Genomic DNA, 21,450 nt, shown 5'->3' on the forward strand with positions numbered 1-21,450 from the left:
CGCCTTTCACGGCGTGTCGCGTGCACACGTGGCATCTCGCGGAGGGAGGGCGGCGGGGACGACGAAGGCCCCGGCTCGACGTGCGAACCGGGGCCTTCTCGATGTAGCGGGAGCGGGACTTGAACCCGCGACACCACGATTATGAGCCGTGTGCTCTAACCACCTGAGCTACCCCGCCGCACGTTTCCGGAGGCTGGCCTGCCGGGAACGGAGCCCCCTGTGGGAATCGGACCCACTACCTCTTCCTTACCAAGGAAGTGCTCTACCAATGAGCTAAGGGGGCGCACCTGCGGGTTTGACTGCCCCTCTCGGGGCGTGCCCGCGATTTGGCACCGTTAGACGATAGCACCTCCGAGAGGCGGTGTTGACCGCGGGGTGGAGGGGGTGGTCCGGGCGGGGTGGGTCTCGATACGCCCGGTTCGCGGGCTACTCGACCAGCAAGGACGAGCCGTCCCCTTTGCCGGCGGAGCTGCCGCGCAGCCGGCCCTCCATGCTGGTCGAGTAGCCCCGGAGGGGCGTATCGAGACCCGCCGTCGTCGGCAGGGCGGGTCTGCAGACTCGTGTTCTGACGGTGGTGGATCTCGATACGCCCGCTTCGCGGGCTACTCGATCAGCATGACCTCGCCGGTCGAGCAGCCGCGCAGCGGCGTATCGAGACCGCCTACGAGCGGCTCGCCGTGTCGAGTGCGGACAGCTCCTCCGCCGTCAGCTCGAGTGTCGCGGAGGCGACGAGGGCGGGCAGCTGCTCCATGACGCGGGCGCTCGCGATCGGCGCGGCGACGCCGTCCTGCGAGCGGAGCCAGGCGAGGGCGACGGTCGCGACCTCGGCGTCGTGGGCGGCGGCGGCCGCATCGAGGGCGGCCAGCACGCGGCGACCCCGGGCGTCGAGGTACTGCGCGGCACCCGAGGCGCGCGGGCTGTCCGGCATCGAGCCGTCGCGGTACTTACCCGTCAGGAAGCCGGACGCGAGCGCGTAGTAGGGGACGACGGCGAGCCCGGCCTCGCGGGCGAGCGGCAGGACGTCCGCCTCGATGCCGCGCTCGACGAGGTTGTAGTGCGGCTGGACGGCGACCGGCGCGTGCAGGCCCTCCTGCTTCGCGAGGCGCAGCCACTCGGCGATGCGGTCGGCGCTGAAGTTCGAGACTCCGATGGCGCGGACGAGGCCGTCGTCGACGAGCTCGGAGAAGACTCGGACGATGTCCTCGAGCGGGACGGCGTCGTCGTCGAAGTGCGCGTAGTAGAGATCGATCCGGTCGGTGCGCAGGCGCTGGAGCGAGGCGCGGGCGGCCTTGCGGACGTTGTCAGGGGCGAGGCCGGTGAACTCGGGGTGCCTGCTGACCTTGGTGGCGATCACGACGTCGTCGCGCGAGCCCGAGCGGCGCGAGAGCCACTCGCCGATGATCGTCTCGGACTCACCACCGTGGTTGCCGGGCACCCAGGCGGAGTAGGAGTCGGCGGTGTCGATGAAGTCGCCGCCCGCGGCGACGTAGCCGTCGAGGACGTCGAAGGAGGTCTGCTTCCCGGCGGTCCAGCCGAAGACGTTGCCGCCGAGGGAGAGCGGGAAGACCTCGATGCCGGAGTCGCCCAGGGGCGTGCGGGTGAGGGAGTCGTGGGACGGAGCTGCGCTGTCGATCGTCATCCCCCGATTCAACTCGCCGCGGGCCGCACTGCCGATCCCCCGCCGCGCATGCGGAGCAAGCACTCAGCCACCCGGCGCCGAGCAGTACTTCCGGCACGCGGAACCTCCTTCGGCACGCCGGAACGGCAGGTTCTCGCGAGCCCGGGCACGTTCCACGAGCCGGAGGTGCGCACCGGCGGACCCTCCGGCACGCGGAACCGACTCCGGCACGCCGGAACGGCCGGTTCTCGCGAGCCGGAGGGGGTTCCGCGAGCCGGAGGTGGGGCGGGCCTCGCGCACCCGCTCAGGGCGGCGGGCGTCAGCCGCCGAGCGGGTAGTCCGCGTAGGCGAAGCGGGCCCCGTCGGGCGACCAGCCGGCGACGTTGATCGTGCCCTGGCCGCCGAAGAGCGACTGCACCACCCGGCCCGGCGAGGTGTCGCCGGCCGCGCGCCCCTCGAGCGCGATCAGCCGCAGCTCGACCGGCAGGTTCTCCGGGTGCCCGACCGTCCCGGCGGGGTAGGCGAGATACAGCAGGTGCGCGCCGTCCGGCGACTCGTGCGGGAACCAGTCGACCGTGTCCGACGCCACGAGCCGCTCGATCCCGGAGCCGTCGCGCCGCATCCGGAACAGCTGGGCGACGCCGCCCTCCCGCTCGGAGTTGAAGTGCAGCCACTCGCCGTCGGCGGAGAAGTCGACGCCGTCGTCCGGGTGCGCGTCGTCGGTCAGCGCGGTGAGCGGGCCGCCCTCGGCCGGCATCGTGTAGACGTTGGTGACCCAGCGGCCGATGGCGTCCTCGCCGCCGCCGATCAGCGCGAGCAGCCGGCCGTCGGGCGAGACGCCGTGCAGGTAGTGCTTGAAGCGCGGGCCAGGGCCCTCGCTCGTGATCCGGCGGGCGGGCGCCGAGCCGTCCAGGGCCACCGCGTAGAGGTGGCCGTCGCGGGCCGAGACGTAGGCGGTGCCGCCGCCGGGAGCGAGCACGTGGTCGTTGTTCAGCTCGTCCGGCACCCCGTCGAGCGGGATCGCCTCGAGCCCGGCGGGACCGACCGGCGCGTCCCCGAGCGGCAGCCGGAACAGCCCGCCGTCCCCGTTGACCACCAGGAACGACCCGTCCGGCGACCAGTTCGGCGCCTCCACGAGCAGCGAGTCGGAGGAGAACACCGTGGTGACCTCGCCGCTCGCGACGTCGAGCACGCGGATCCGGCAGGTCTGGGCGGGGAGCAGTGAGCGGGCCATGCGCACCACGGTAAGGGAACGGGGGTCGTCAAGCCCGTCCGCACTCAGGTTCCCGCCGCCCGGCCTCCCTTATCCTTGTCTGGACAACTGTGCTGAGTGGTACCGGGGAGGACTGTGTGATGCTCCTCACCCTCGCGATCACGTTCGCCCTCGCGGTGATCACGCCGTGGATCGTCGACCGCTTCGGTCCTAAGGTCTTCTACGCCCTCGCCCTCGTGCCGGCCGCGACCTTCGTCTCGACCGCCGCCTCGCTGCCGACGATCCTCGCCGGCGGGGAGCTGCGCGAGGAGATCCCGTGGATCCCCTCCCTCGACATCTCGCTCTCGTTCCGGCTGGACGCGCTCTCGATCGTCCTGGCGCTCGTCGTCAGCGGCGTCGGCGCCCTCGTCCTCGCCTACTGCGGCAGTTACTTCACGCGCGACGAGCCGTCGCTCGGCCGGTTCGCCGCCCTGCTCTTCGCCTTCGCCGGCGTGATGTACGGGCTGGTCACCGCCGACGACGTGATCATCCTCTTCGTCTTCTGGGAGGCGACGAGCGTCCTCTCCTACCTGCTGATCGGGCACTACAGCGGGCGCAAGGAGAGCCGCGGAGCCGGCCTCCAGGCCCTGCTGGTCACCACTCTCGGCGGCCTGGCCATGCTCGTCGGCGTGATCATCCTCATCGTCGAGTCGGGCACCTCGAGCCTCGCGGGCATCGTCGCCGCGGCTCCCTCCGGCCCGATCGTCTCGGTCGCGCTCGTCCTCGTCCTGCTCGGTGCGTTCTCGAAGTCGGCGCTCGTGCCCTTCCACTTCTGGCTGCCGGCCGCCATGGCCGCGCCCACCCCGGTCAGCGCCTACCTGCACGCCGCCGCGATGGTGAAGGCCGGCATCTACCTGGTCGCGCGCCTCGCGCCGGGCTTCGCCGACGACGCCGTCTGGCTCCCCGTGATCGTCAGCGTCGGCGTCTGGACGATGCTCGTCGGCGGCTGGCGCTCGCTCCGCCAGTACGACCTCAAGCTCGTCCTCGCCTACGGCACCGTCAGCCAGCTCGGCTTCCTCACCGTCGCGGTCGGCTTCGGCTCGCGCGACGCGGCCCTCGCCGGCCTCACCCTGCTGATCGGGCACGCGCTGTTCAAGGCGCTGCTGTTCCTCGCCGTCGGCATCGTCGACCACCGGGCCGGCACCCGCGACCTGCGCAAGCTCAGCGGCCTGGGCCGCCAGGCCCCGGTGCTCGCCGGCGCCGCGCTGCTCGGCGTGCTCTCGATGGCGGGCATCCCGCCGCTGCTCGGCTTCGTCGCGAAGGAGGCGGTCTTCACCAGCCTGCTGTCCGCGATCGAGCAGGGCTCGTTCTGGGCCTGGGTCGCGCTGATCGGCCTCGTCCTCGGCTCGATCCTCACCGTCGCCTACTCGGCCCGCTTCTTCTGGGGCGCGTTCGCCCGCAAGAAGGGCCTCGAGGACACCCACCTGCACGCGGAGCCGTGGACCTTCACCGCGCCCACCGTCGTCCTCGCGGTCGTGAGCCTCGTCGGCGGCATCGGCGCCTCCCTGCTCGACCCGCTCGTCGCGGTCTACGCCGACACGCTCCCCTACGGCGCCCCCGACGCCGACCCGCGGCTCGCCGCGGCGGCCGAGGAGTCCGACCACGGCGGCTACCACCTCGCGCTCTGGCACGGCTTCGAGCCCGCCCTCGCGCTCAGCGCGATCGTGATCGCGATCGGCCTGCTGCTCTTCTCCAAGCGGATCGCGGTCGCGCGGATCCAGTCCAAGGTCCCGAACACCATCGACTCCGCCGAGGGCTACTGGGCCACCGTCCGCTGGCTCGACCGCGTCGCGAGCACCGTCACCGAGTTCGTCCAGCGCGGCTCGCTCCCCCGCTACCTCACGGTGATCTTCGCGGTCTTCGTGCTGGGGGTCGGCGGCGCCGCCGCACTCAACCGCACCTGGCCCGGCGACCTCGTCTTCTGGGACTCGCCCGGCCAGCTCGCGGTCGCGGCCGTGATGATCCTCGCGGCGATCCTCTGCGCCGTCGCGCGCAACCGCGTCGCCGCCGTGCTGCTCGCCGGCGCGACCGGCTACGGGATGGTCGCGCTCTTCGCCATCCAGGGCGCCCCGGACCTCGCGCTCACCCAGGCGCTGATCGAGACGATCACGCTGGTCGTCTTCGTCCTCGTGCTGCGCCGCCTCCCCACCCGGATCGCGCAGAAGCACCAGCCGATGCGCAAGCGCCTGCGCGCCGTCATCGGCATCGCGGTGGGCGCCGTGATGGCCCTCGCCGCGACGATCGCCCTCGGCGCCCGCACCGCGACCCCGATCTCCGTCGACCTCCCGCGCCTGGCCTACGAGGAGGGCAAGGGACGCAACATCGTCAACGTCCTCCTCGTCGACATCCGCGCCTGGGACACCATGGGCGAGATCTCGGTTCTGGTCGTCGTGGCGACCGGTGTCGCGAGCCTGATCTTCCTCTCCAGCCGGGCGGGCGGCGCTCCGCGCCTCGAGCAGCAGAGCGCGGCCGACCGCGAGGAGCGCGCGACGGACCTCACCGCTCCCTCGGCCGACGCGGAGCAGACCGGCGACCGCGGCTCCTGGCTGGTGGCCGGCCGCACGCTCCGCCCCGAGAACCGCTCGATCGTGCTCGAGGTGCTGGTGCGCCTGCTCTTCCACCCCGCGATGATCGTCTCCGTCTACCTGCTCTTCACCGGTCACAACACCCCGGGCGGCGGCTTCGCGGGCGGCCTGCTCGCCGGTCTCGCCCTCGTCGCGCGCTACCTGGCCGGCGGCCGGTTCGAGCTCGGCGAGGCCGCGCCGATCGACGCGGGCAAGGTCCTCGGCCTCGGCCTGCTCTTCGCGGTCGGCACGGCCGTCTCCTCGCTCGCCTTCGGCCTCAAGGTGCTCGAGTCGAGCTGGCTCGACCTCTACCTGCCGGTCCTCGGCGAGCTGCACCTGGGCACCTCCACCCTCTTCGACATCGGCGTGTACCTGATCGTGATCGGCCTGACCCTCGACATCCTCCGCAGCCTCGGTGGCGAGGTCGACCGCCACGGCGAGGAGGCCGAGCAGGGCGACCCGTCCGGCGACGGCGTCACCCACTCGACCGACAGCACCCCCGGCCCCGGGGCCGGCACCGTCGACGGCCTCGAGACGAAGCTGCCGACCGGCTCCACCGTCGTCGGCGGACCGGGCAGGGGGGCCGACGCATGAGCATCACCCTCGTCCTCGTCGTCGTGATGGCGGTGCTGTACGCCGCGGGCGTCTACCAGATGCTCGAGCGCAGCCTCACCCGCATCCTGATCGGCTTCCTCCTGGTCGGCAACGCGACGAACATCCTGATCCTGCTGATGGCGGGCCGCTCGGGCCTCGCGCCGTTCGTGACCGACGACGGCCGCTCCTACGAGCAGATCGCCGAGGAGATGGCCGACCCGCTGCCGCAGGCGCTGATCCTGACGGCGATCGTGATCACCTTCGGGGTGTCCGCCTTCCTCCTCGCGATGATCTACCGGCGCTGGCGCCTCGCCAACGCCGACCAGGTCGAGAACGACGAGACCGACGCCTCCGTCCGTGAGGACGCGGCCGGCATCTCGGCGCAGACCACCGCGGACGACCGGGCCCTGGACGTCCTGCTCGAATCGAGCGACGAGGGCACCGCCGCCAAGCACGGCGAGAGCGCCATGACCGACGACAGGAAGGAGGACCGATGAACGTGCTGATCCCCCTCGTCGTCACCCTCCCCCTGCTGGGAGCCGCCGTCGCCCTCGTGCTCGGCCGCCACCGCCGCGCGCAGATCACGGTCAACATCGTCACGCTGTCCGCGGTCCTGGTGATCTCCTCCGTTCTGCTCGTCCTGGTCCTCACCGGCCAGGAGGGCGGCAGCGCCGTCTACGTCGGCGGCTGGGAGCCGCCGTGGGGCATCGTGCTGGTCGTCGATCCGCTCGCCGCCCTGATGCTCGTGATCACCTCGGTCACGCTGCTCGGCGTCCTGCTGTTCTCGGTCGGTCAGGGCCTGGTCGACGGCAACCGCGAGACGCCGGTCACGATCTTCCACCCGACCTACCTGATCCTCTCGGCCGGCATCCTCAACGCCTTCGTCGCGGGCGACCTCTTCAACCTCTACGTCGGCTTCGAGATCCTGCTCGCGGCGAGCTACGTGCTGATCACCCTCGGCGGCACCGCGCCGCGGATCCGGGCGGGCACGACCTACGTGGTCGTCAGCCTGGTCTCGAGCGTGTTCTTCCTCTCGGCGATCGGCCTGCTCTACGGCGCGACCGGCACCGTCAATATGGCGCAGCTGTCGATCCGCATCGCCGAGCTGCCCGCCGACGTCCAGCTCGTGCTGCACGTGGTGCTGCTGCTCGGCTTCGGGATCAAGGCCGCGGTCTTCCCGCTGTCGTTCTGGCTGCCGGACTCCTACCCCACCGCTCCGGCCCCGGTCACGGCCGTCTTCGCGGGCTTGCTCACCAAGGTCGGCGTCTACGCGCTGATCCGCACCGAGACGCTGCTCTTCCCGGGCGGCAGGCTCACCGAGGTGCTGATGGTGGTCGCGCTGCTGACGCTGGTGGTCGGCATCCTCGGCGCGGTCGCGCAGGCGGACATCAAGCGGATGCTCTCCTTCACGCTGGTGTCGCACATCGGCTACATGGTCTTCGGCATCGCGATCGGCACGGAGGCGGGCTACGCCGCGACGATCTTCTACGTGATCCACCACATCACCGTGCAGACCACGCTGTTCCTCGCGACCGGGCTGATCGAGCGCGTCGGCGGCACCACCTCGATCCTCCGGCTGGGCGGCCTGCTGAAGGCCTCGCCGCTGCTCGCGCTGCTCTACTTCATCCCCGCGATGAACCTCGGCGGCATCCCGCCGTTCACCGGCTTCCTCGGCAAGGTCGGGCTCTTCGTCGCCGGCACCGAGTCCGCCGCCGACCAGCCGTCCTGGCTGATCTGGGCGGTCATCGCCGCGGGCGCCGTCACCTCGCTGCTCACCCTCTACGCCGTCGCCCGCGTCTGGAACATGGCGTTCTGGCGCCGCCAGGAGGAGGTGCCCGGCTACGAGTCCCCGCTGATCGACCAGTTGCAGGAGGACCCGCACGACACGGGCACGGTCCGCACCCGGCACTCCCCGCCGATGATGGTCCTCGCGACCGCGGGCATGGTCGTCTTCGGCGTCGGCCTCACGATCGCCGCCGGCCCGCTCTACGACGCCAGCGAGCAGGCCGCCGCCGCGGTCGCCGACCCGTCCACCTACATCGCCACGGTCTATCGCGACTCGTCCTTCGGAGAGGAGGGCCCCCGATGAGCCCCCGCCGCCGCGTCGACTTCTGGAACCGGTTCGCGATGTTCGTGACGCTCGTCGGCATCTGGGTGCTGCTCTGGGACGACGTGTCGGTGCTCTCGATCGTCTCGGGCTTCCTGGTCGCGCTGATCATCACCCGCGTCTTCTACCTGCCGCCGGTGGAGTTCTCCAACCGGGTGAACCCCTGGCACCTGCTGGTCTTCCTGCTGCGCCTCACCTACGACATCGCGGTCGCCTCCGTGCGCGTCTCGTACCAGATCCTCACCCTGCCGGTCCCCGTGCACAACGCGATCGTCGCCGTGCACCTGCGCAGCCGCTCCGAGGGGATGCTGGTCTGGACGACCGAGGCCGTCTCGCTCGTCCCCGGCTCGCTCGTGATCGACGTCGACCCCCAGCTGAACGTCCTCTACCTGCACGTGCTCGGGGTCACTCACGACGAGGGCCACCGGATCGACGAGGTCCGCCGCACGGTCCTGCGCACCGAGGCGCGCATCGTCCGCGCGATCGGCTCGCGCGAGGACGTCGCCCGGGTCAGCGCGCCGCTCGGCGAGAACGCGGGGGTGCTCCGATGATCGAGTGGCTCGTCTGGATCCTGGTCCCGATCTTCGGAGCGGCCGCCCTGCTCGCGCTCGTGCGCATCCTGATCGGCCCGTCGGTCCTGGACCGCGTGGTCGCCGCCGACGTGCTGGTGGCGACGATCCTCTGCGGCCTCGGTGCCGAGATGGCGATCAACCACCACGCGACGACGCTGCCGGTCGCGCTCGGGCTCGCCCTGTTCGCGGTGTTCGGCTCGATCAGCGTCGCCAAGTTCATGGCCAACCGCGAGGAGGACTGACATGGACGTCTTCTTCGACGTCGTCACCGCCGTGCTCGTCACCGTCGGCGCCCTGCTCTCGCTGGTCGCCGCGATCGGCCTGCTCCGCTTCGGCGATCTGCTCTCGCGGATGCACGCGGGCACGAAGCCCCAGGTGCTCGGCATCATCTGCGTGATGCTCGCCGTCGCGATCCGGAACCCCGGCTTCGCCGCCGCGGGCACCGTCGTCCTGGTGATCGGCTTCCAGCTGCTGACCGTGCCGATCTCGGCGCACATGGTCGGCCGCGCGGCCTACCGGGCCGAGGCCGTCTCCACCGGGTTCCTCGTCTCGGACGAGCTCGCCGACGCCGTGCAGCGCGCGGACGACGCCTCGCGGGCGACCGGTCCGGAGACGGCGCACGCCTCCGAGGAGGCCGCCGAGCGCTCGAGCGCGCCGCAGCCCGAGGACGAGGACGGCCCGGCCGCGACCGCCTAGCCGCCGGTCATCGTCCGCAGCGCGTAGCCGCCGACGGCGAGCGTCACCGCGAACAGCCCGCCGATCAGCAGCACGAGCAGCGGCACCACCCAGAGCAGGGCCCTCCGGCGTCGGGCGCGGGCGGCTTCCGGGGTCTCTTCGCTCACCCGTCGACCCTAGGCCAGGCGGCGCCTCCGCCGGGCCGGGCGCTTCCGGGGCGCCCGCTACCCTTGATGCCATGACCCTGGACTCCGCTCTCTCCGGCGCGCCCGAGAACTCCCCTGCTCCCGGGAGCTCCCCCGTCTCGTTCCCGGAGGCGGCCGGCCGGCCCGGTGCGGAGTGGTGGCGCACCGCGGTCATCTACCAGATCTACCCGCGGTCCTTCGCGGACGCCGACGGCGACGGGATCGGCGACCTCCCCGGCATCACCTCGCGCCTGGACAGTCTCGCCGAGCTCGGCATCGACGCGATCTGGCTCTCGCCGTTCATGACCTCCCCGCAGAAGGACGCCGGCTACGACGTCGCCGACTACTGCGACGTCGACCCGCTCTTCGGCACGCTGGGCGACTTCGACGCGATGCTCGCCCGCGCCCACGCGCTCGGCATCCGGGTGATCGTCGACCTCGTCCCCAACCACTCCTCGAGCGCGCACCGCTGGTTCCAGGCCGCCCTGGCCGCTCCCGCCGGCAGCGACGAGCGCGCCCGCTACCTCTTCCGCGACGGCCGCGGCGCCACCGGCGAACTGCCGCCGAACAACTGGGAGTCGGTCTTCGGCGGCCCCGCCTGGACCCGGGTCACCGAGCCCGACGGCACCCCCGGCCAGTGGTACCTGCACCTCTTCGACACCTCGCAGCCCGACTTCGACTGGACGAACGAGTGGGTCCGCGAGCGCTTCCGCGAGGTCCTGCGCTTCTGGCTGGACCGCGGCGTCGACGGCTTCCGCGTCGACGTGGCGCACGGGATGATCAAGGCCGAGGGCCTGCCCGACTACACCCCGCCCGCCGACAGCGGCTCGATGGGCGGCGTGGCGCCCGGCGACGACGCCGAGCCCGTCACCGCTCCCTACTGGGCGCAGGACGGCGTGCACGAGATCTACCGCGACTGGCACGCGCTGCTCGCCGAGTACCCGGCCGACCGCGTCCTCTGCGCGGAGGCGTGGGTGCAGCCGCTCTCGAAGCTCGCCCGCTGGGTGCGCCCCGACGAGATGCACCAGGCCTTCAACTTCGCCTACCTCGAGACGCCGTGGGGCGGACCCGCGCTGCGCGACATCATCGACTCCTCGCTGAGCTCGTTCGCCGCGGTCGGCGCGCCGTCCACCTGGGTGCTCTCGAACCACGACGTGGTGCGTCACGCGAGCCGCCTCGCCCTCACCGCCGACAACCCGCAGGGCTACGGCATCGGCCCGCGCACCCCGGGCCTGCCCGATCCGGTGCTCGGCCTCCGCCGTGCGCGGGCCGCGACCGCGCTGATGCTCGCGCTGCCCGGCTCCGCCTACGTCTACCAGGGCGAGGAGCTCGGCCTGCCCGAGGCGATCGACCTGCCCGACGCGGCGCGCCAGGACCCGACCTGGTTCCGCACCGGCGGCGAGCGCTACGGCCGCGACGGCTGCCGCGTGCCCCTGCCCTGGGAGGCGGACGCGCCCGCCTACGGCTTCAACGACTCCGGCGACTCCTGGCTCCCGCAGCCCGGCGACTGGGCGCCGTTCGCGCGGGACCGCCAGACCGGCGTCGAGGGGTCGACCCTCGAGCTCTACCGGGCGCTCCTCGCGGTGCGCCGCGCGGAGGACCTCGGCTCGGGCTCGATCGAGTGGCTCGAGGGCTACCCGGAGGAGGTCGTGGCGTTCCGGAACGGCGGAGTCACCGTCATCGCCAACACCGGCTCGGCGCCGGTGGAGCTCCCGGTCGGCACGGTCGTGCTCTCCTCGGAGGAGCTGCACGAGCCGGCGCTGCCGGGCGACACGACGGTCTGGCTGCGCCACGACTGACGTCCCAGAGTTCGATCTGCAGGCGATCGGCCGCCGCGGGCTGCGCTCCCCGCGGCGGAACGGGCGCTGCGGCGTGGATCGCCTGCAGATCGAACGGGAGCGGCCGGGCCCGCGGTGGCTCAGCGCCCGGCGTTCGCCTTCAGCCAGAGGTAGGAGTCGACCTTGGTCACGCCGTCGAGGCGGATCTCGAAGTGCAGGTGCGGCCCGGTCGACATGCCGGTCGTGCCGACGAGGCCGAGCAGCTGGCCGACCTTGACCGGGTCGCCCTCGTTGACCGCCGCAGAGCCGTGCTGCATGTGCGCGTAGACGCTGGAGACGAGCTGGCCGTCGATCTCGTGGTCGACGATGACGTGCACGCCGAGCGAGCCCTCGCCGTCGATCACGGTGCGGACCACGCCGTCGGCGATCGCCTGGATCGGCGAGCCGTTGCCCGGGTTGAAGTCGGTGCCGCCGTGGTTGACCGAGCAGCCCGCGCAGTTGCGGTAGCCGAAGCGGTCGCCGACCGGCACGCCGACCGCGAAGGGCCACTGGATGGAGGCGTTCGGGTCGTTGGTGAAGCCGGCGTCGGAGGTGCGGCCGATGGCGGCGATGTCCGTCTGCGTCTTGCGCTCCTGCACGCCGAAGCCGTCGCGGGCGACGGTCTCGGCGCTGACCTCGCCGGTCGTGAACGACTGCGCGCCACGGTCGACGGTGCCGCCGGGCGCGACGACGAGGTTCTGCGCCTGCACCTCCTCGGCCGTGAGGAGCGACGTGGCCGGCAGCGAGGTCGCGGCCACCATCGCCGCGACGAACGACAGCGCGACGAGCCCGCCGATCCGGCGGCTGGACCGCACGGGTCGCAGCGGTGCGACGCGGGGTGCGGAGACGGGCGCCGGCGGCGCGGAGCGGACGGAGGCGACGCGCAGCTCGGCGTCGCGGAGCTCGGCCGGACCGACCGCCACTCCCTCGGCCTGGACGTCGGCGGCCAGGGCCTGCGCGCGCTCGCGCTCGCGCAGCTCGCGACGGGTGAGGGGTGGGAGGGATTCGCCGGGGGTCGATGCGGAGGCAGCGGGCAAGGGCGAATCGGGGCTCACGAAATCCGGATCTTCCGTCGGGGGCAGGGGACGAGCGGCGCTCCGCCAGGGAGTCGAAGCGCTTCTCGGGGATCCGCGACCGCATCCTGTGCGAATGTCACGAATTCATAAAGGATAACCACGGACTCCCGATCCGGCCAGAGCGGGTCGCCGAGAGGTAGGATCCTCGTCGCCGGATCCGCGCTCGGCGCTCGGATCCTGCGCGATCATGCGCGTGCATGCACCGACTCCGCGCGGGCCAGGCCCCGATCAGACCTCGTCGGCGCGCAGCCGGCGCAGCAGAGCCTCGAGCTCGCTGAAGATCGGCTCCGGGGCCGCGATCAGCAGGCCGTTGCCCGCCGGGCGGCCGTCGAAGCCCGCGACGACGGCCCCGGCCTCCTCCGCGACGAGGGCGCCGGCCGCGAGGTCCCACGGGTTCAGCCCGCGCTCGTAGTACGCGTTCAGCGACCCCGAGGCGACCGCGCAGAGGTCCAGCGCCGCCGAGCCGATGCGGCGGATGTCCCGCACCGAGCCGAGCAGCTCCTGCACGACCGCGCCCTGGCGCATCCGGCGCGCGGCGTCGTAGCCGAATCCCGTGCCGACCAGCGCCAGCGAGAGCGAGGCGGGCGGAGTGACGTGCAGCGCGACCCCGTCGCGCTCGGCCCCGCCGCCCCGGCTCGCGGTGTAGACCTCGCCGGTCGCGCCGTTGACGACCGCCCCGGCGAGCGCCGTCCAGGTCTCCGGCTCCGGCTCGCCCTCGACCACGGCGATGCTGACCGCGTAGGAGGGGATGCCGTAGAGGTAGTTGACCGTGCCGTCGATCGGATCGACGACCCAGGTGAGCCCGCTCGTCCCGCCGCCGGCGCCCGACTCCTCGCCGAGGAAGCCGTCGTCCGGCCGCGCCTCGGCGAGCCGGCGGCGGATCAGCTGCTCGACCTCGCGGTCGGCGGCCGTGACCACGTCCTCCGGCGACGACTTCGAGGCGGCGATCTCGACCCCGTCCTGGCGGCGCTGCCGGGCGAGGTGCGCCGCCTCGACGGCGATCGAGCGGGCGATGGCGAGGAGGGAGGCGTGGGCGCTCATGCGTCCAGCCTAGGGACCGGCCGAGCAGGCGGGGCGGACGGCGACCGGACCTGCGGAGGATCATGGGGGCATGAGCGCCGCCGTGACCCCCCAGCCCCCGATCGCCGTGACCGGAGCCACCGGGGCGGTGGGCGGCCGCGTCGCGCACCTGCTCGCCGACGCTGGCCTCCCCCTCCGCCTCCTCGCCCGCGACCCCTCGCGCGCGCCCAAGCTGCCGGGGGCGACGGCCGTCCGCTCCTCCTTCACCGACCCGGGCGATGCGCTCGACGGCGTCCGGCTCCTGCTGATGGTGTCCGCGGCCGAGAACGAGGACCGCCTCGCCGAGCACCTCTCGATGGTCGCGGCCGCCGCCGCCGCGGGGGTCGAGCACGTCGTCTACACGTCCTTCGCCGGCGCCTCCCCCACCGCGACCTTCACGCTCGCGCGCGACCACGCCGCGACGGAGGAGGCGATCCGTGCCTCCGGAATGTCGTGGACCCTCCTGCGCGACAACCTCTATCTGGACTTCGTCCCCGCGATGCTCGGCGACGACGGCGCGATCCGCGGCCCGGCCGGCACCGGCCGCGCAGCGATCGTCGCCCGCGAGGACGTGGCTCGCGCGGCCGCCGCGATCCTGCGGGCCCCGGAGGAGCACCGCGGCGCGACCTACGAGCTGACCGGCCCCGAGGCCCTGACCTTCGGCGAGATCGCGGCCGTCCTCACCGCAGCCGGACGCCCCGCCGTCTTCGTCGACGAGACGCTCGAGGAGGCGCGCGCCTCCCGCCGCCGCTGGAACGCCCCCGACTGGCAGCTCGACGCCTGGATCAGCACCTACACCGCCGTCGCCGCCGGCGAGATGCAGCACGTCTCCGGCGACGTCGAGCGCCTGACGGGCCGCACCCCGCTCTCGCTCGCGCAGTTCCTCGCGGCGTCGCACTGACACTCCTCCGGACACCGATCAACGAGGCGCGCTAGGATCGGCCCCATAAATGGTGTCTGAGCTACCCTGAGACGGCATTGATGGAGGTCAGATGGTCAAGCGCATCCTTCAGCCGCGTCCAGTGGTCGATGACGCCCTCCGCGTCACCGGTCAGCTGATCCGCACCGGGCGCGGCGACCGCGGCTGGTCGGCGGGCGAACTCGCAGGCCGTGCCGGCGTCTCCGAGCGCACCGTCCTCGCCGCCGAATCCGGTGCGCCGGGCACCTCGTTCGCGACGGTGCTGGAGCTGCTCGTCCTCACGGGCAGCGCGCCGTTCGGGATCGAGGACCCGGTCGAGATGGCTCGACTGCGGCACCGCGGGGAGGAGCGGCTCGCCCTGCTCCCCTCGCGAGTCCGACGAGGCGCGGCGGTCGTCGATGACGACTTCTGACCACGCCTACGTCTGGACCTGGCTTCCCGGCACCGGGGTGCCCGTCGTCGCCGGAGTCGTGGAAGCGGACGGCGCGGCCACCCGCTTCGCCTACGCGCGGAGCTACCTGGAGCGGCCGGGGGCGATCGCCCTCGCGCCCGAGCTTCCTCTGACCCGTGGCGCCCAGCCGCCGAGAGACGGTCTGGTCATCGCCGGCGCGCTCCGCGACGGCGCGCCCGACGGATGGGGCCGCGGCGTCATCCGCTACGGACTCGGCCTCGGCGAGGACGACGATCTCGGCGAGATCGACTACCTGCTCCGCTCCGGCTCGGATCGCTTCGGCGCCCTCGACTTCCAGGAGTCGCCCACGGACTACGTCTCCCGATCCGACTCGGCGACGCTCGAAGAGCTGCGACGAGCCGCCGAGGCCCTGGAAGCCGGCGTGCGCCTGACCCCGGAGCTCGAGGCGGCGCTCGAGCACGGCACCTCCATCGGCGGCGCGCGGCCCAAGGCGACGCTGATCAGCGAGGACGGGCGTCGCTTCCTCGCGAAGTTCGCCTCCTCGACCGACCGCCTGTTCTCCTACGTCCGTGCGGAGGCGACCATGCTCGCACTCGCGGCCCGGGTGGGCATCGACGTGCCGACGTGGGAGGTCGTCACCGCGGGCGGGAAGGACGTCCTCCTGCTCGAGAGGTTCGACCGGGGCCCGGAAGGCACCCGTCGGCACGTCGTCAGCGGACTGACCCTGGCGGGCGAGAGCGAGATGACGGCTCGCTACGTCTCCTACCCGTCGATCCTCGACGTCCTCCGGCAGTACGGCGACGCGGCCGCAGGTGAGGAGCTCTTCCGCCGGATCGCCTTCAACATGGCCATCAGCAACAGCGACGACCACGCTCGCAATCATGCTGCGTTCTGGGACGGCGCCTCCCTCCGGCTGACACCCGCGTTCGACCTCACCCCCGGCCCGCGCTCGGGCGAGAGCGCCTCCCAGGCCATGGCGTTCGGCCGCCGGGGAGAGCGCCGGTCCTCCCTGCCGCTCCTGGTCCAGCAGAGCGGAACGTACGGGCTGAGCACGAAGCAGGGACGCCGCATCACGGAGGACGTCGTCGCGACCGTCCACGACGGCTGGCACGACGCCGTCACCGAGGCGGGACTCTCCGCTCGCGATCGCGATCGTCTCTGGGGCCGGCAGATCCTCAACCCCGCCCTGCACTTCGACTGACGCCGGACCTGGTGCGGTCGTGATCCTCCTGGCGCTCACGAGGGCGCGTGCAGGACCCCCTCCATGCCGGTCGAGCAGCCCCGCAGGGGCGGATCGAGACCGCCGTGACCAGCGAGCGGGGTCTGCAGACTCACCCTGCTGACGCGGGTGGATCTCGAGACGCCCGCTGTGCGGGCTACTCGATCAGCATGAGCACGGAGTGCCGCAGCAGCTCCATGCTGGTCGAGCACCCCCGGAGGGGCGTATCGAGACCCACGCTCCAGAAGGACCGGGAAACGGAGGAAGCCCCGCCACCCGCCTCATGGAGGCGCGTGCGGGGCTTCGGTCGCAGTGCTGTGGCGAGTGAGGGATTCGAACCCCCGAAGGCTACGCCGTCTGATTTACAGTCAGATCCCTTTGGCCGCTAGGGTAACTCGCCGTCGCGCACCCGACCGGGAGTCAAGCTCTCGACCGAAGGCGCTGGACAAGGATACCCACGCGCTCCCCGGATCGGAAATCGGCCTCAGCCCGCCGCCGCGGCGTAGCGGGACGCCGCCTCGGCGACCTTGCCCGCGTAGCTCGTCGCCGGGTTGTAGGCCGCGATCGCGTCGCGCCAGCCGGACTGCGTGGTGAGGTCGCCGCCCGCCTGGCAGAGGTAGCGCGCCGCGGTGACCGCCTGCTGGTCGACGTTCTGCGGGTCCCAGCCGCTCGATGCCCAGCGCATCCAGGTGGCGGGGATGATCTGCAGCGGGCCCATCGCACGATCGGTCTCGGGGTCGCCGTCGAGCGCGCCGCCGTCGTTGTCCTCGACGCGGTCGAACCGCGTGCCGTCCAGCGAGGGTCCGTAGATCGGCTCGGTCGGGCGGCCGTCCTCGCCGAGCTCGCCGCCGAAGATCGTGCCGTGCCGGCTCTCGACGTAGCCGATGCCGGCGAGCGTCGCCCAGTCGAGGCCGCAGCCGGGGTCGACGGAGGAGGTGAGCAGCGCCGCGCCGGCGTAGGCCGTGAGCGCGCGCACCGGGATGCCGCTGCCCTCGGCGGTGCCGGCCAGCCAGTCCCCGCTCGTGAGCTGACGGACGGGCGTCGCCGCCGTCTCCTCGGGGTCCTCCAGCAGCGCCGGGTCGGCGGCGGCGGGCGCGGGGGCGGCGGGCGGCACCGTCACGACTCCGTCCTCGTACTCCACCGCGGGCTCCGCGGGGCGGGTGCAGCCGACGAGCACGAGGCCGACGAGCGGCAGGATCAGCAGGGCGGGGAGGCGGCGCACCGTCCCTTCGTACCAGGCGCGCCTCCGGATCGGCCCGGCCGAGGCGCGAAAGCTAAGCTCGGAGGCATGGCAGATTCAACGTTCGACGTCGTCAGCAAGGTCGACAAGATGGAGGCGGACAACGCCCTCAACCAGGCCCACAAGGAGGTCGAGCAGCGCTACGACTTCAAGAACGTCGGCGCCTCGATCGCGTGGAGCGGCGAGAAGATCCTGATCGAGGCGAACACCGAGGAGCGGGCGAACGCCATCCTCGACGTCTTCCAGACCAAGCTGATCAAGCGCGGCATCAGCCTCAAGAGCCTCGACTCGGGCGAGCCCTTCGCCTCCGGCAAGGAGTACCGCATCGAGTCGACGCTCAAGGACGGCATCGACCAGGAGCAGGCGAAGAAGATCAACAAGCTGATCCGCGACGAGGCGCCCAAGTCGGTCAAGTCGCAGATCCAGGGCGACGAGCTCCGCGTCTCGTCCAAGAGCCGCGACGACCTCCAGGCGACGATGGCGCTGCTGCGCGGGGCCGACCTCGACCTCGACCTCCAGTTCGTCAACTTCCGCTGAGGGATGTCGCACTCCGAGAGCACCCAGACCCGCCGCGGCATCGACGCCCCCGACGCGCGAGGCCGCACCGGCCTCGACCGCGAGGGCTACGACCTGACCGGCAACCCCGACGTCGTCGTGAAGTCGGTGACCCTCCTCTCCAGCCACTGGTACGTCCTGCGGACCACCGAGTTCGAGTACCGGCACCGCGACGGACGCTGGACCACCGAGCACCGTGAGACCTACGACCGCGGCAACGGCGCGGCCGTGCTGCTCTACGACCTCGAGGCGCGCTCGGTCGTGCTCGTGCGGCAGTTCCGCTACCCCACCTACGTCAACGGCAACCTCGACGGCATGCTGCTCGAGGTGCCGGCGGGCCTGCTCGACGAGGACGGTCCGGAGGAGGGCGCGCGCCGCGAGGCGTCCGAGGAGACCGGCCTCGAGGTCGGCCGGCTCGAGCACGTCTTCGACGCGTTCATGAGCCCCGGCTCGATCACCGAGATGCTGCACTTCTACGCCGGCCCCTACCGCGCCGGCTCGAGCGACGGCGTCTACGCCGGGCTCGCGGACGAGGGCGAGGACACCGAGCTCGTCGAGCTGTCCTTCGACGAGGCCCTTGCGCAGATCGGCGTCCAGATCATCGACGCGAAGACGATCATGCTGCTGCAGTGGGCGGCACTGAGCGGCCCGTTCTCGCGCTGACGCCGGATACCCTCCCCTCGCGACGGCGGATCGCGATCCTCGCTGATCGAGTAGCACGCGCAGCGGGCGTATCGAGATCCACCGGCGTCAGAAGAAGAGTCTGCAGACCCGCCCTTCTGAGGGCCGCGGGTCTCGATACGCCCCTGCGGGGCTACTCGACCAGCATGGGATTCATGGTGATCGAGTAGCCCTCGAAGAGGGCGTATCGAGATCCACGGTCGCAGGCAGGCCGGGTCTCGAGACGCCGCTCCGCGCCTGCTCGACCAGCAGAGGCTCTTCGAGGGCAGTCCGGTCAGGCCGTGTACACCCGCAGCGCATCGCCGGTGCGAGTCTGCGCGCCCGCGACGAGGTCGGCCGGCGTCCCCTCGAAGACGATCGACCCGCCGTCGTGCCCCGCGCCCGGGCCGACGTCGATGATCCAGTCCGCGTGCGCCATCAGCGCCTGGTGATGCTCGATCACGATCACCGAGGAGCCGGAGTCGACGAGGCGGTCGAGCAGGCCGAGCAGGTTGTCGACGTCGGCCAGGTGCAGGCCGGTCGTCGGCTCGTCGAGGATGTAGACCGAGCCCTTCGAGGCCATGTTGATCGCGAGCTTCAGCCGCTGCCGCTCGCCGCCGGACAGCGTGTTCAGCGGCTGCCCGAGAGTGAGGTAGCCGAGCCCCACGTCGACGAGGCGGGCCAGGATCGTGTGCGCCGGCCCGGTTCCGAAGAACTCCGCCGCCTCGACGATCGGCATCGAGAGCACCTCGTGGATGTTCCGCCCGCGGAGCCGGTACTCGAGCACCTCCGCGGTGAACCGCTTGCCCTCGCACTCCTCGCAGATCGAGGAGACGGTCGCCGCCGGGCCGAGTTCCGTGAAGATCAGCCCGGCACCCTTGCAGACCGGGCAGGCACCCGCGGAGTTGGCGCTGAAGAGCGCCGCCTTGACGCCGTTCTCCTTCGCGAAGGCGGTGCGGATCGCATCGAGCACGCCGGTGTAGGTGGCGGGGTTGCTGCGCCGCGAGCCGCGGATCGGCGACTGGTCGGCGACGATCACCCCCGGCCGCTTCGCCAGCGAGCCGTGGATGAGCGAGGACTTCCCCGAGCCAGCGACTCCCGTGACGACCGTGAGCACCCCGAGCGGCACGTCGACGTCGACCCCGCGCAGGTTGTGCGTCGAGGCCCCGCGGATCTCCGCGACGCCCGTGCGCCGGCGCACCTCGGTCTTGAGCGGCACCCGGTGATCGAGGTGGCGCCCGGTGAGAGTGTCGGATCCGCGCAGCGCCTCGACCGAGCCCTCGAAGCGGATCTCGCCGCCGTGCGAGCCGGCCCGCGGCCCGAGGTCGATGACGTGGTCGGCGACCGCGATGATCTCCGGCTTGTGCTCGACGACGAGCACGGTGTTGCCCTTGTCACGGAGCCGCCGCAGCAGCTCGATCACCCGCGAGACGTCGTGCGGATGCAGCCCGGCGGTCGGCTCGTCGAAGACGTAGGTGATGTCGGTGAGGCTCGACCCCAGATGCCGCACCATCTTCACCCGCTGCGCCTCACCGCCGGAGAGCGTCCCGGACTCGCGGTCGAGCGAGAGGTAGCCGAGCCCGACCTGCACGAGCGCGTCCAGCGTGCCCAGCAGCGCCTCGACGATCGGCGCGACGGAGGGGTCGCGCACCCCGCGCAGCCACTCCGCGAGGTCGGTCGCCTGCATCGAGGAGCACTCGGCGATGTTCCGGCCCTCGATCAGCGAGCCCAGCGCCGCGCGGGTGAGCCGCGCTCCCCCGCACTCCGGGCAGGGGCCGAAGGCGGCCACCCGCTCGGCGAAGGCCCGGATGTGTGCCTGAGCCGCCTCCTTCGCGAGGTACAGGCGGGTGACCTTGACCACGAGGCCCTCGTAGGTCATGTTGATGCCGGCGATCGGCATCTTGACGGCCGGCTTGTACAGGAAGTCCTCGAGCTGCTGCGGAGTGAAGTCGGCGATCGGCACGTCGGCGGGATAGAGCCCCGATTCGGCCAGGCTCTTCCAGTACCAGCCGCCGACGACGAAGTTCGGGATCGCGTCGAGCGCGCCGCCCTCGAGCGACTTCGAGCGGTCGAGCAGCGCGTCGAGGTCGATGTCGGAGACGCGGCCGGTGCCCTCGCAGCGCGGGCACATGCCCTCGGGCAGGTTGAACGAGAACGCCCCGCTGGTGCCCACGTGCGGATCGCCGATCCGGCTGAAGAGGATGCGGAGCATCGTGTACGCGTCGGTCGCCGTGCCGACGGTGGATCGGCCGTTCGCACCCATCCGCTCCTGATCGACGACGATCGTCGCCGAGAGCCCGTCGAGCGACTCGACGTCCGGCCGGGCCGGCGAGCCCATGAACTGCTGCAGGAAGGCGGAGTAGGTCTCGTTGATCAGCCGCTGCGACTCGGCCGCGATCGTCCCGAAGACCAGCGACGACTTGCCGGAGCCCGAGACACCCGTGAACACCGTGATCCGGCGCTTCGGGATGTCGACGTCGACCCCGCGGAGGTTGTTCTGCCGGGCGCCGCGCACCCGGATGACGTCGTGCGGGCTGCTGTCCGAGCTCGTCGCGGGCAGGTCGGTCATCGTCATCGGGTCTCCGTCCGTCAGCGGTGCCCGAAGCCTAGAGGAGGCCTCCGACGTCCGGGAGTCGCTGAGGGCGACCGGACCGGCAGGGCCCCCTCAGCACCGCGGTCCGGCGCTCACTGGTCGTGGCCGGCCCACACGACAGTCCGGGTGCTCTGTGCCCAGGGCTCGTCCGAGGGCCAGCTGCGGAGGGTGATGGTCTGCGGGTTCGGCAGCGGCCGGTCGAAGGCGATGCGGAAGGCGCCCGTCGCGTCGGTCTCGACCGAGGGCAGCGCGGGGTCCTCGCCCAGGCGGAGCTGGAGCTTCTGACCGGCCGGGACTGTGCCCTCGATGCTCGTCGCCGTGACATGGAGGACC

20 protein-coding genes and 3 tRNA genes are annotated in these 21,450 nt (G+C 72.1%); 12 read left to right on the forward strand and 11 right to left on the reverse strand.

The window, feature by feature from the left end; all coding sequences use genetic code 11:
* Window positions 1-104: 104 nt before the first annotated feature.
* The 4 genes from EDF35_RS18060 to EDF35_RS18075 form a co-directional block, all read right to left on the reverse strand.
* Window positions 105-178 (reverse strand) — tRNA-Met (locus tag EDF35_RS18060).
* Window positions 179-211: 33 nt separating this feature from the next.
* Window positions 212-283 (reverse strand) — tRNA-Thr (locus EDF35_RS18065).
* 378 nt (window positions 284-661) lie between these two features.
* Window positions 662-1,639: an aldo/keto reductase gene (locus EDF35_RS18070; RefSeq protein WP_133963331.1), complete on the reverse strand. Its 978-nt coding sequence runs from the start codon at window positions 1,637-1,639 to the stop codon at window positions 662-664.
* Window positions 1,640-1,937: 298 nt separating this feature from the next.
* Window positions 1,938-2,852 carry a PD40 domain-containing protein gene (locus EDF35_RS18075; protein ID WP_133963332.1) on the reverse strand — a complete coding sequence of 305 codons (915 nt, stop codon included), beginning with the start codon at window positions 2,850-2,852 and terminating at the stop codon, window positions 1,938-1,940.
* Between the two features lie 119 nt (window positions 2,853-2,971).
* Between EDF35_RS18075 and EDF35_RS18080 the strand changes: the two genes are divergently transcribed.
* The 6 genes from EDF35_RS18080 to mnhG are packed head-to-tail and all read left to right on the forward strand — an operon-like array spanning window position 2,972 to window position 9,403.
* The gene (locus EDF35_RS18080) at window positions 2,972-6,028 is read left to right on the forward strand and encodes a Na+/H+ antiporter subunit A (RefSeq protein WP_133963333.1); all 3,057 of its coding nucleotides are present in this window, start codon (window positions 2,972-2,974) and stop codon (window positions 6,026-6,028) included.
* Window positions 6,025-6,525 carry a Na(+)/H(+) antiporter subunit C gene (locus EDF35_RS18085; RefSeq protein ID WP_123705321.1) on the forward strand — a complete coding sequence of 167 codons (501 nt, stop codon included), beginning with the start codon at window positions 6,025-6,027 and terminating at the stop codon, window positions 6,523-6,525. Before EDF35_RS18080 ends, EDF35_RS18085 begins: the two co-directional genes overlap by 4 nt.
* Window positions 6,522-8,117, forward strand: a complete 1,596-nt coding sequence (locus tag EDF35_RS18090) for a Na+/H+ antiporter subunit D (RefSeq protein ID WP_123447848.1) — start codon at window positions 6,522-6,524, stop codon at window positions 8,115-8,117. Before EDF35_RS18085 ends, EDF35_RS18090 begins: the two co-directional genes overlap by 4 nt.
* The gene (locus EDF35_RS18095; RefSeq protein ID WP_123705323.1) at window positions 8,114-8,686 is read left to right on the forward strand and encodes a Na+/H+ antiporter subunit E; all 573 of its coding nucleotides are present in this window, start codon (window positions 8,114-8,116) and stop codon (window positions 8,684-8,686) included. The genes EDF35_RS18090 and EDF35_RS18095 overlap by 4 nt, the downstream gene beginning before the upstream one ends.
* Complete coding sequence (locus EDF35_RS18100) at window positions 8,683-8,949, forward strand: monovalent cation/H+ antiporter complex subunit F (protein ID WP_123705324.1); 267 nt, start codon at window positions 8,683-8,685, stop codon at window positions 8,947-8,949. Before EDF35_RS18095 ends, EDF35_RS18100 begins: the two co-directional genes overlap by 4 nt.
* A 1-nt stretch (window position 8,950) precedes the next feature.
* Window positions 8,951-9,403: a monovalent cation/H(+) antiporter subunit G gene (gene mnhG / locus EDF35_RS18105; protein WP_123705325.1), complete on the forward strand. Its 453-nt coding sequence runs from the start codon at window positions 8,951-8,953 to the stop codon at window positions 9,401-9,403.
* Here the strand turns inward: mnhG and EDF35_RS20940 are convergent.
* Window positions 9,400-9,549: a hypothetical protein gene (locus EDF35_RS20940; RefSeq protein ID WP_159422145.1), complete on the reverse strand. Its 150-nt coding sequence runs from the start codon at window positions 9,547-9,549 to the stop codon at window positions 9,400-9,402. The two genes, mnhG and EDF35_RS20940, sit on opposite strands and share 4 nt — an antisense overlap.
* Window positions 9,550-9,620: 71 nt before the next feature.
* Between EDF35_RS20940 and EDF35_RS18110 the strand changes: the two genes are divergently transcribed.
* Window positions 9,621-11,366, forward strand: coding sequence for an alpha-amylase family glycosyl hydrolase (locus EDF35_RS18110; RefSeq protein ID WP_133963334.1), 1,746 nt, complete (start codon window positions 9,621-9,623; stop codon window positions 11,364-11,366).
* Window positions 11,367-11,485: 119 nt separating this feature from the next.
* Here the strand turns inward: EDF35_RS18110 and EDF35_RS18115 are convergent, their stop codons facing one another.
* A complete protein-coding gene (locus EDF35_RS18115) occupies window positions 11,486-12,421 on the reverse strand; it encodes a M23 family metallopeptidase (protein ID WP_133963335.1) in 936 nt (311 codons plus the stop codon).
* A 267-nt stretch (window positions 12,422-12,688) separates the two neighbouring features.
* Window positions 12,689-13,501: an inositol monophosphatase family protein gene (locus tag EDF35_RS18120; protein ID WP_133963336.1), complete on the reverse strand. Its 813-nt coding sequence runs from the start codon at window positions 13,499-13,501 to the stop codon at window positions 12,689-12,691.
* A 70-nt stretch (window positions 13,502-13,571) separates the two neighbouring features.
* On the opposite strand from EDF35_RS18120, the gene EDF35_RS18125 reads away from it, so the two are divergent.
* The 3 genes from EDF35_RS18125 (at window position 13,572) to EDF35_RS18135 (ending at window position 16,051) form a co-directional block, all read left to right on the forward strand.
* Window positions 13,572-14,420: an SDR family oxidoreductase gene (locus tag EDF35_RS18125; protein WP_133963337.1), complete on the forward strand. Its 849-nt coding sequence runs from the start codon at window positions 13,572-13,574 to the stop codon at window positions 14,418-14,420.
* 91 nt (window positions 14,421-14,511) lie between these two features.
* Entirely contained in the window at window positions 14,512-14,850 is a 339-nt protein-coding gene (locus EDF35_RS18130; protein WP_123733729.1) for a transcriptional regulator, read from the forward strand.
* On the forward strand, window positions 14,837-16,051 hold the full coding sequence (locus tag EDF35_RS18135; protein WP_133963338.1) for a type II toxin-antitoxin system HipA family toxin: 1,215 nt from the start codon (window positions 14,837-14,839) through the stop codon (window positions 16,049-16,051). Before EDF35_RS18130 ends, EDF35_RS18135 begins: the two co-directional genes overlap by 14 nt.
* 336 nt (window positions 16,052-16,387) lie before the next feature.
* Here EDF35_RS18135 and EDF35_RS18140 read toward each other — a convergent pair.
* A tRNA-Tyr gene (locus EDF35_RS18140) sits at window positions 16,388-16,469 on the reverse strand.
* Window positions 16,470-16,553: 84 nt separating this feature from the next.
* The gene (locus EDF35_RS18145) at window positions 16,554-17,291 is read right to left on the reverse strand and encodes a hypothetical protein (protein ID WP_123733731.1); all 738 of its coding nucleotides are present in this window, start codon (window positions 17,289-17,291) and stop codon (window positions 16,554-16,556) included.
* 66 nt (window positions 17,292-17,357) lie between these two features.
* On the opposite strand from EDF35_RS18145, the gene EDF35_RS18150 reads away from it, so the two are divergent.
* A complete protein-coding gene (locus EDF35_RS18150; protein WP_133963339.1) occupies window positions 17,358-17,846 on the forward strand; it encodes a YajQ family cyclic di-GMP-binding protein in 489 nt (162 codons plus the stop codon).
* A 3-nt stretch (window positions 17,847-17,849) separates the two neighbouring features.
* Window positions 17,850-18,527: an NUDIX domain-containing protein gene (locus EDF35_RS18155; RefSeq protein ID WP_123733732.1), complete on the forward strand. Its 678-nt coding sequence runs from the start codon at window positions 17,850-17,852 to the stop codon at window positions 18,525-18,527.
* Window positions 18,528-18,819: 292 nt separating this feature from the next.
* On the opposite strand, the gene EDF35_RS18160 is transcribed toward EDF35_RS18155, so the two are convergent.
* Window positions 18,820-21,099 (reverse strand): excinuclease ABC subunit UvrA, encoded by a 2,280-nt coding sequence (locus EDF35_RS18160; RefSeq protein WP_166674164.1) that lies wholly within the window; start codon window positions 21,097-21,099, stop codon window positions 18,820-18,822.
* A gap of 110 nt (window positions 21,100-21,209) precedes the next feature.
* Window positions 21,210-21,450: hypothetical protein (locus EDF35_RS20945; protein ID WP_166674165.1), on the reverse strand; the 241-nt coding region annotated here is incomplete at its 5' end.

The organism is Rathayibacter sp. PhB151 (assembly GCF_004366415.1).
GTDB classification, from domain to species: Bacteria; Actinomycetota; Actinomycetes; order Actinomycetales; family Microbacteriaceae; genus Rathayibacter; species Rathayibacter festucae.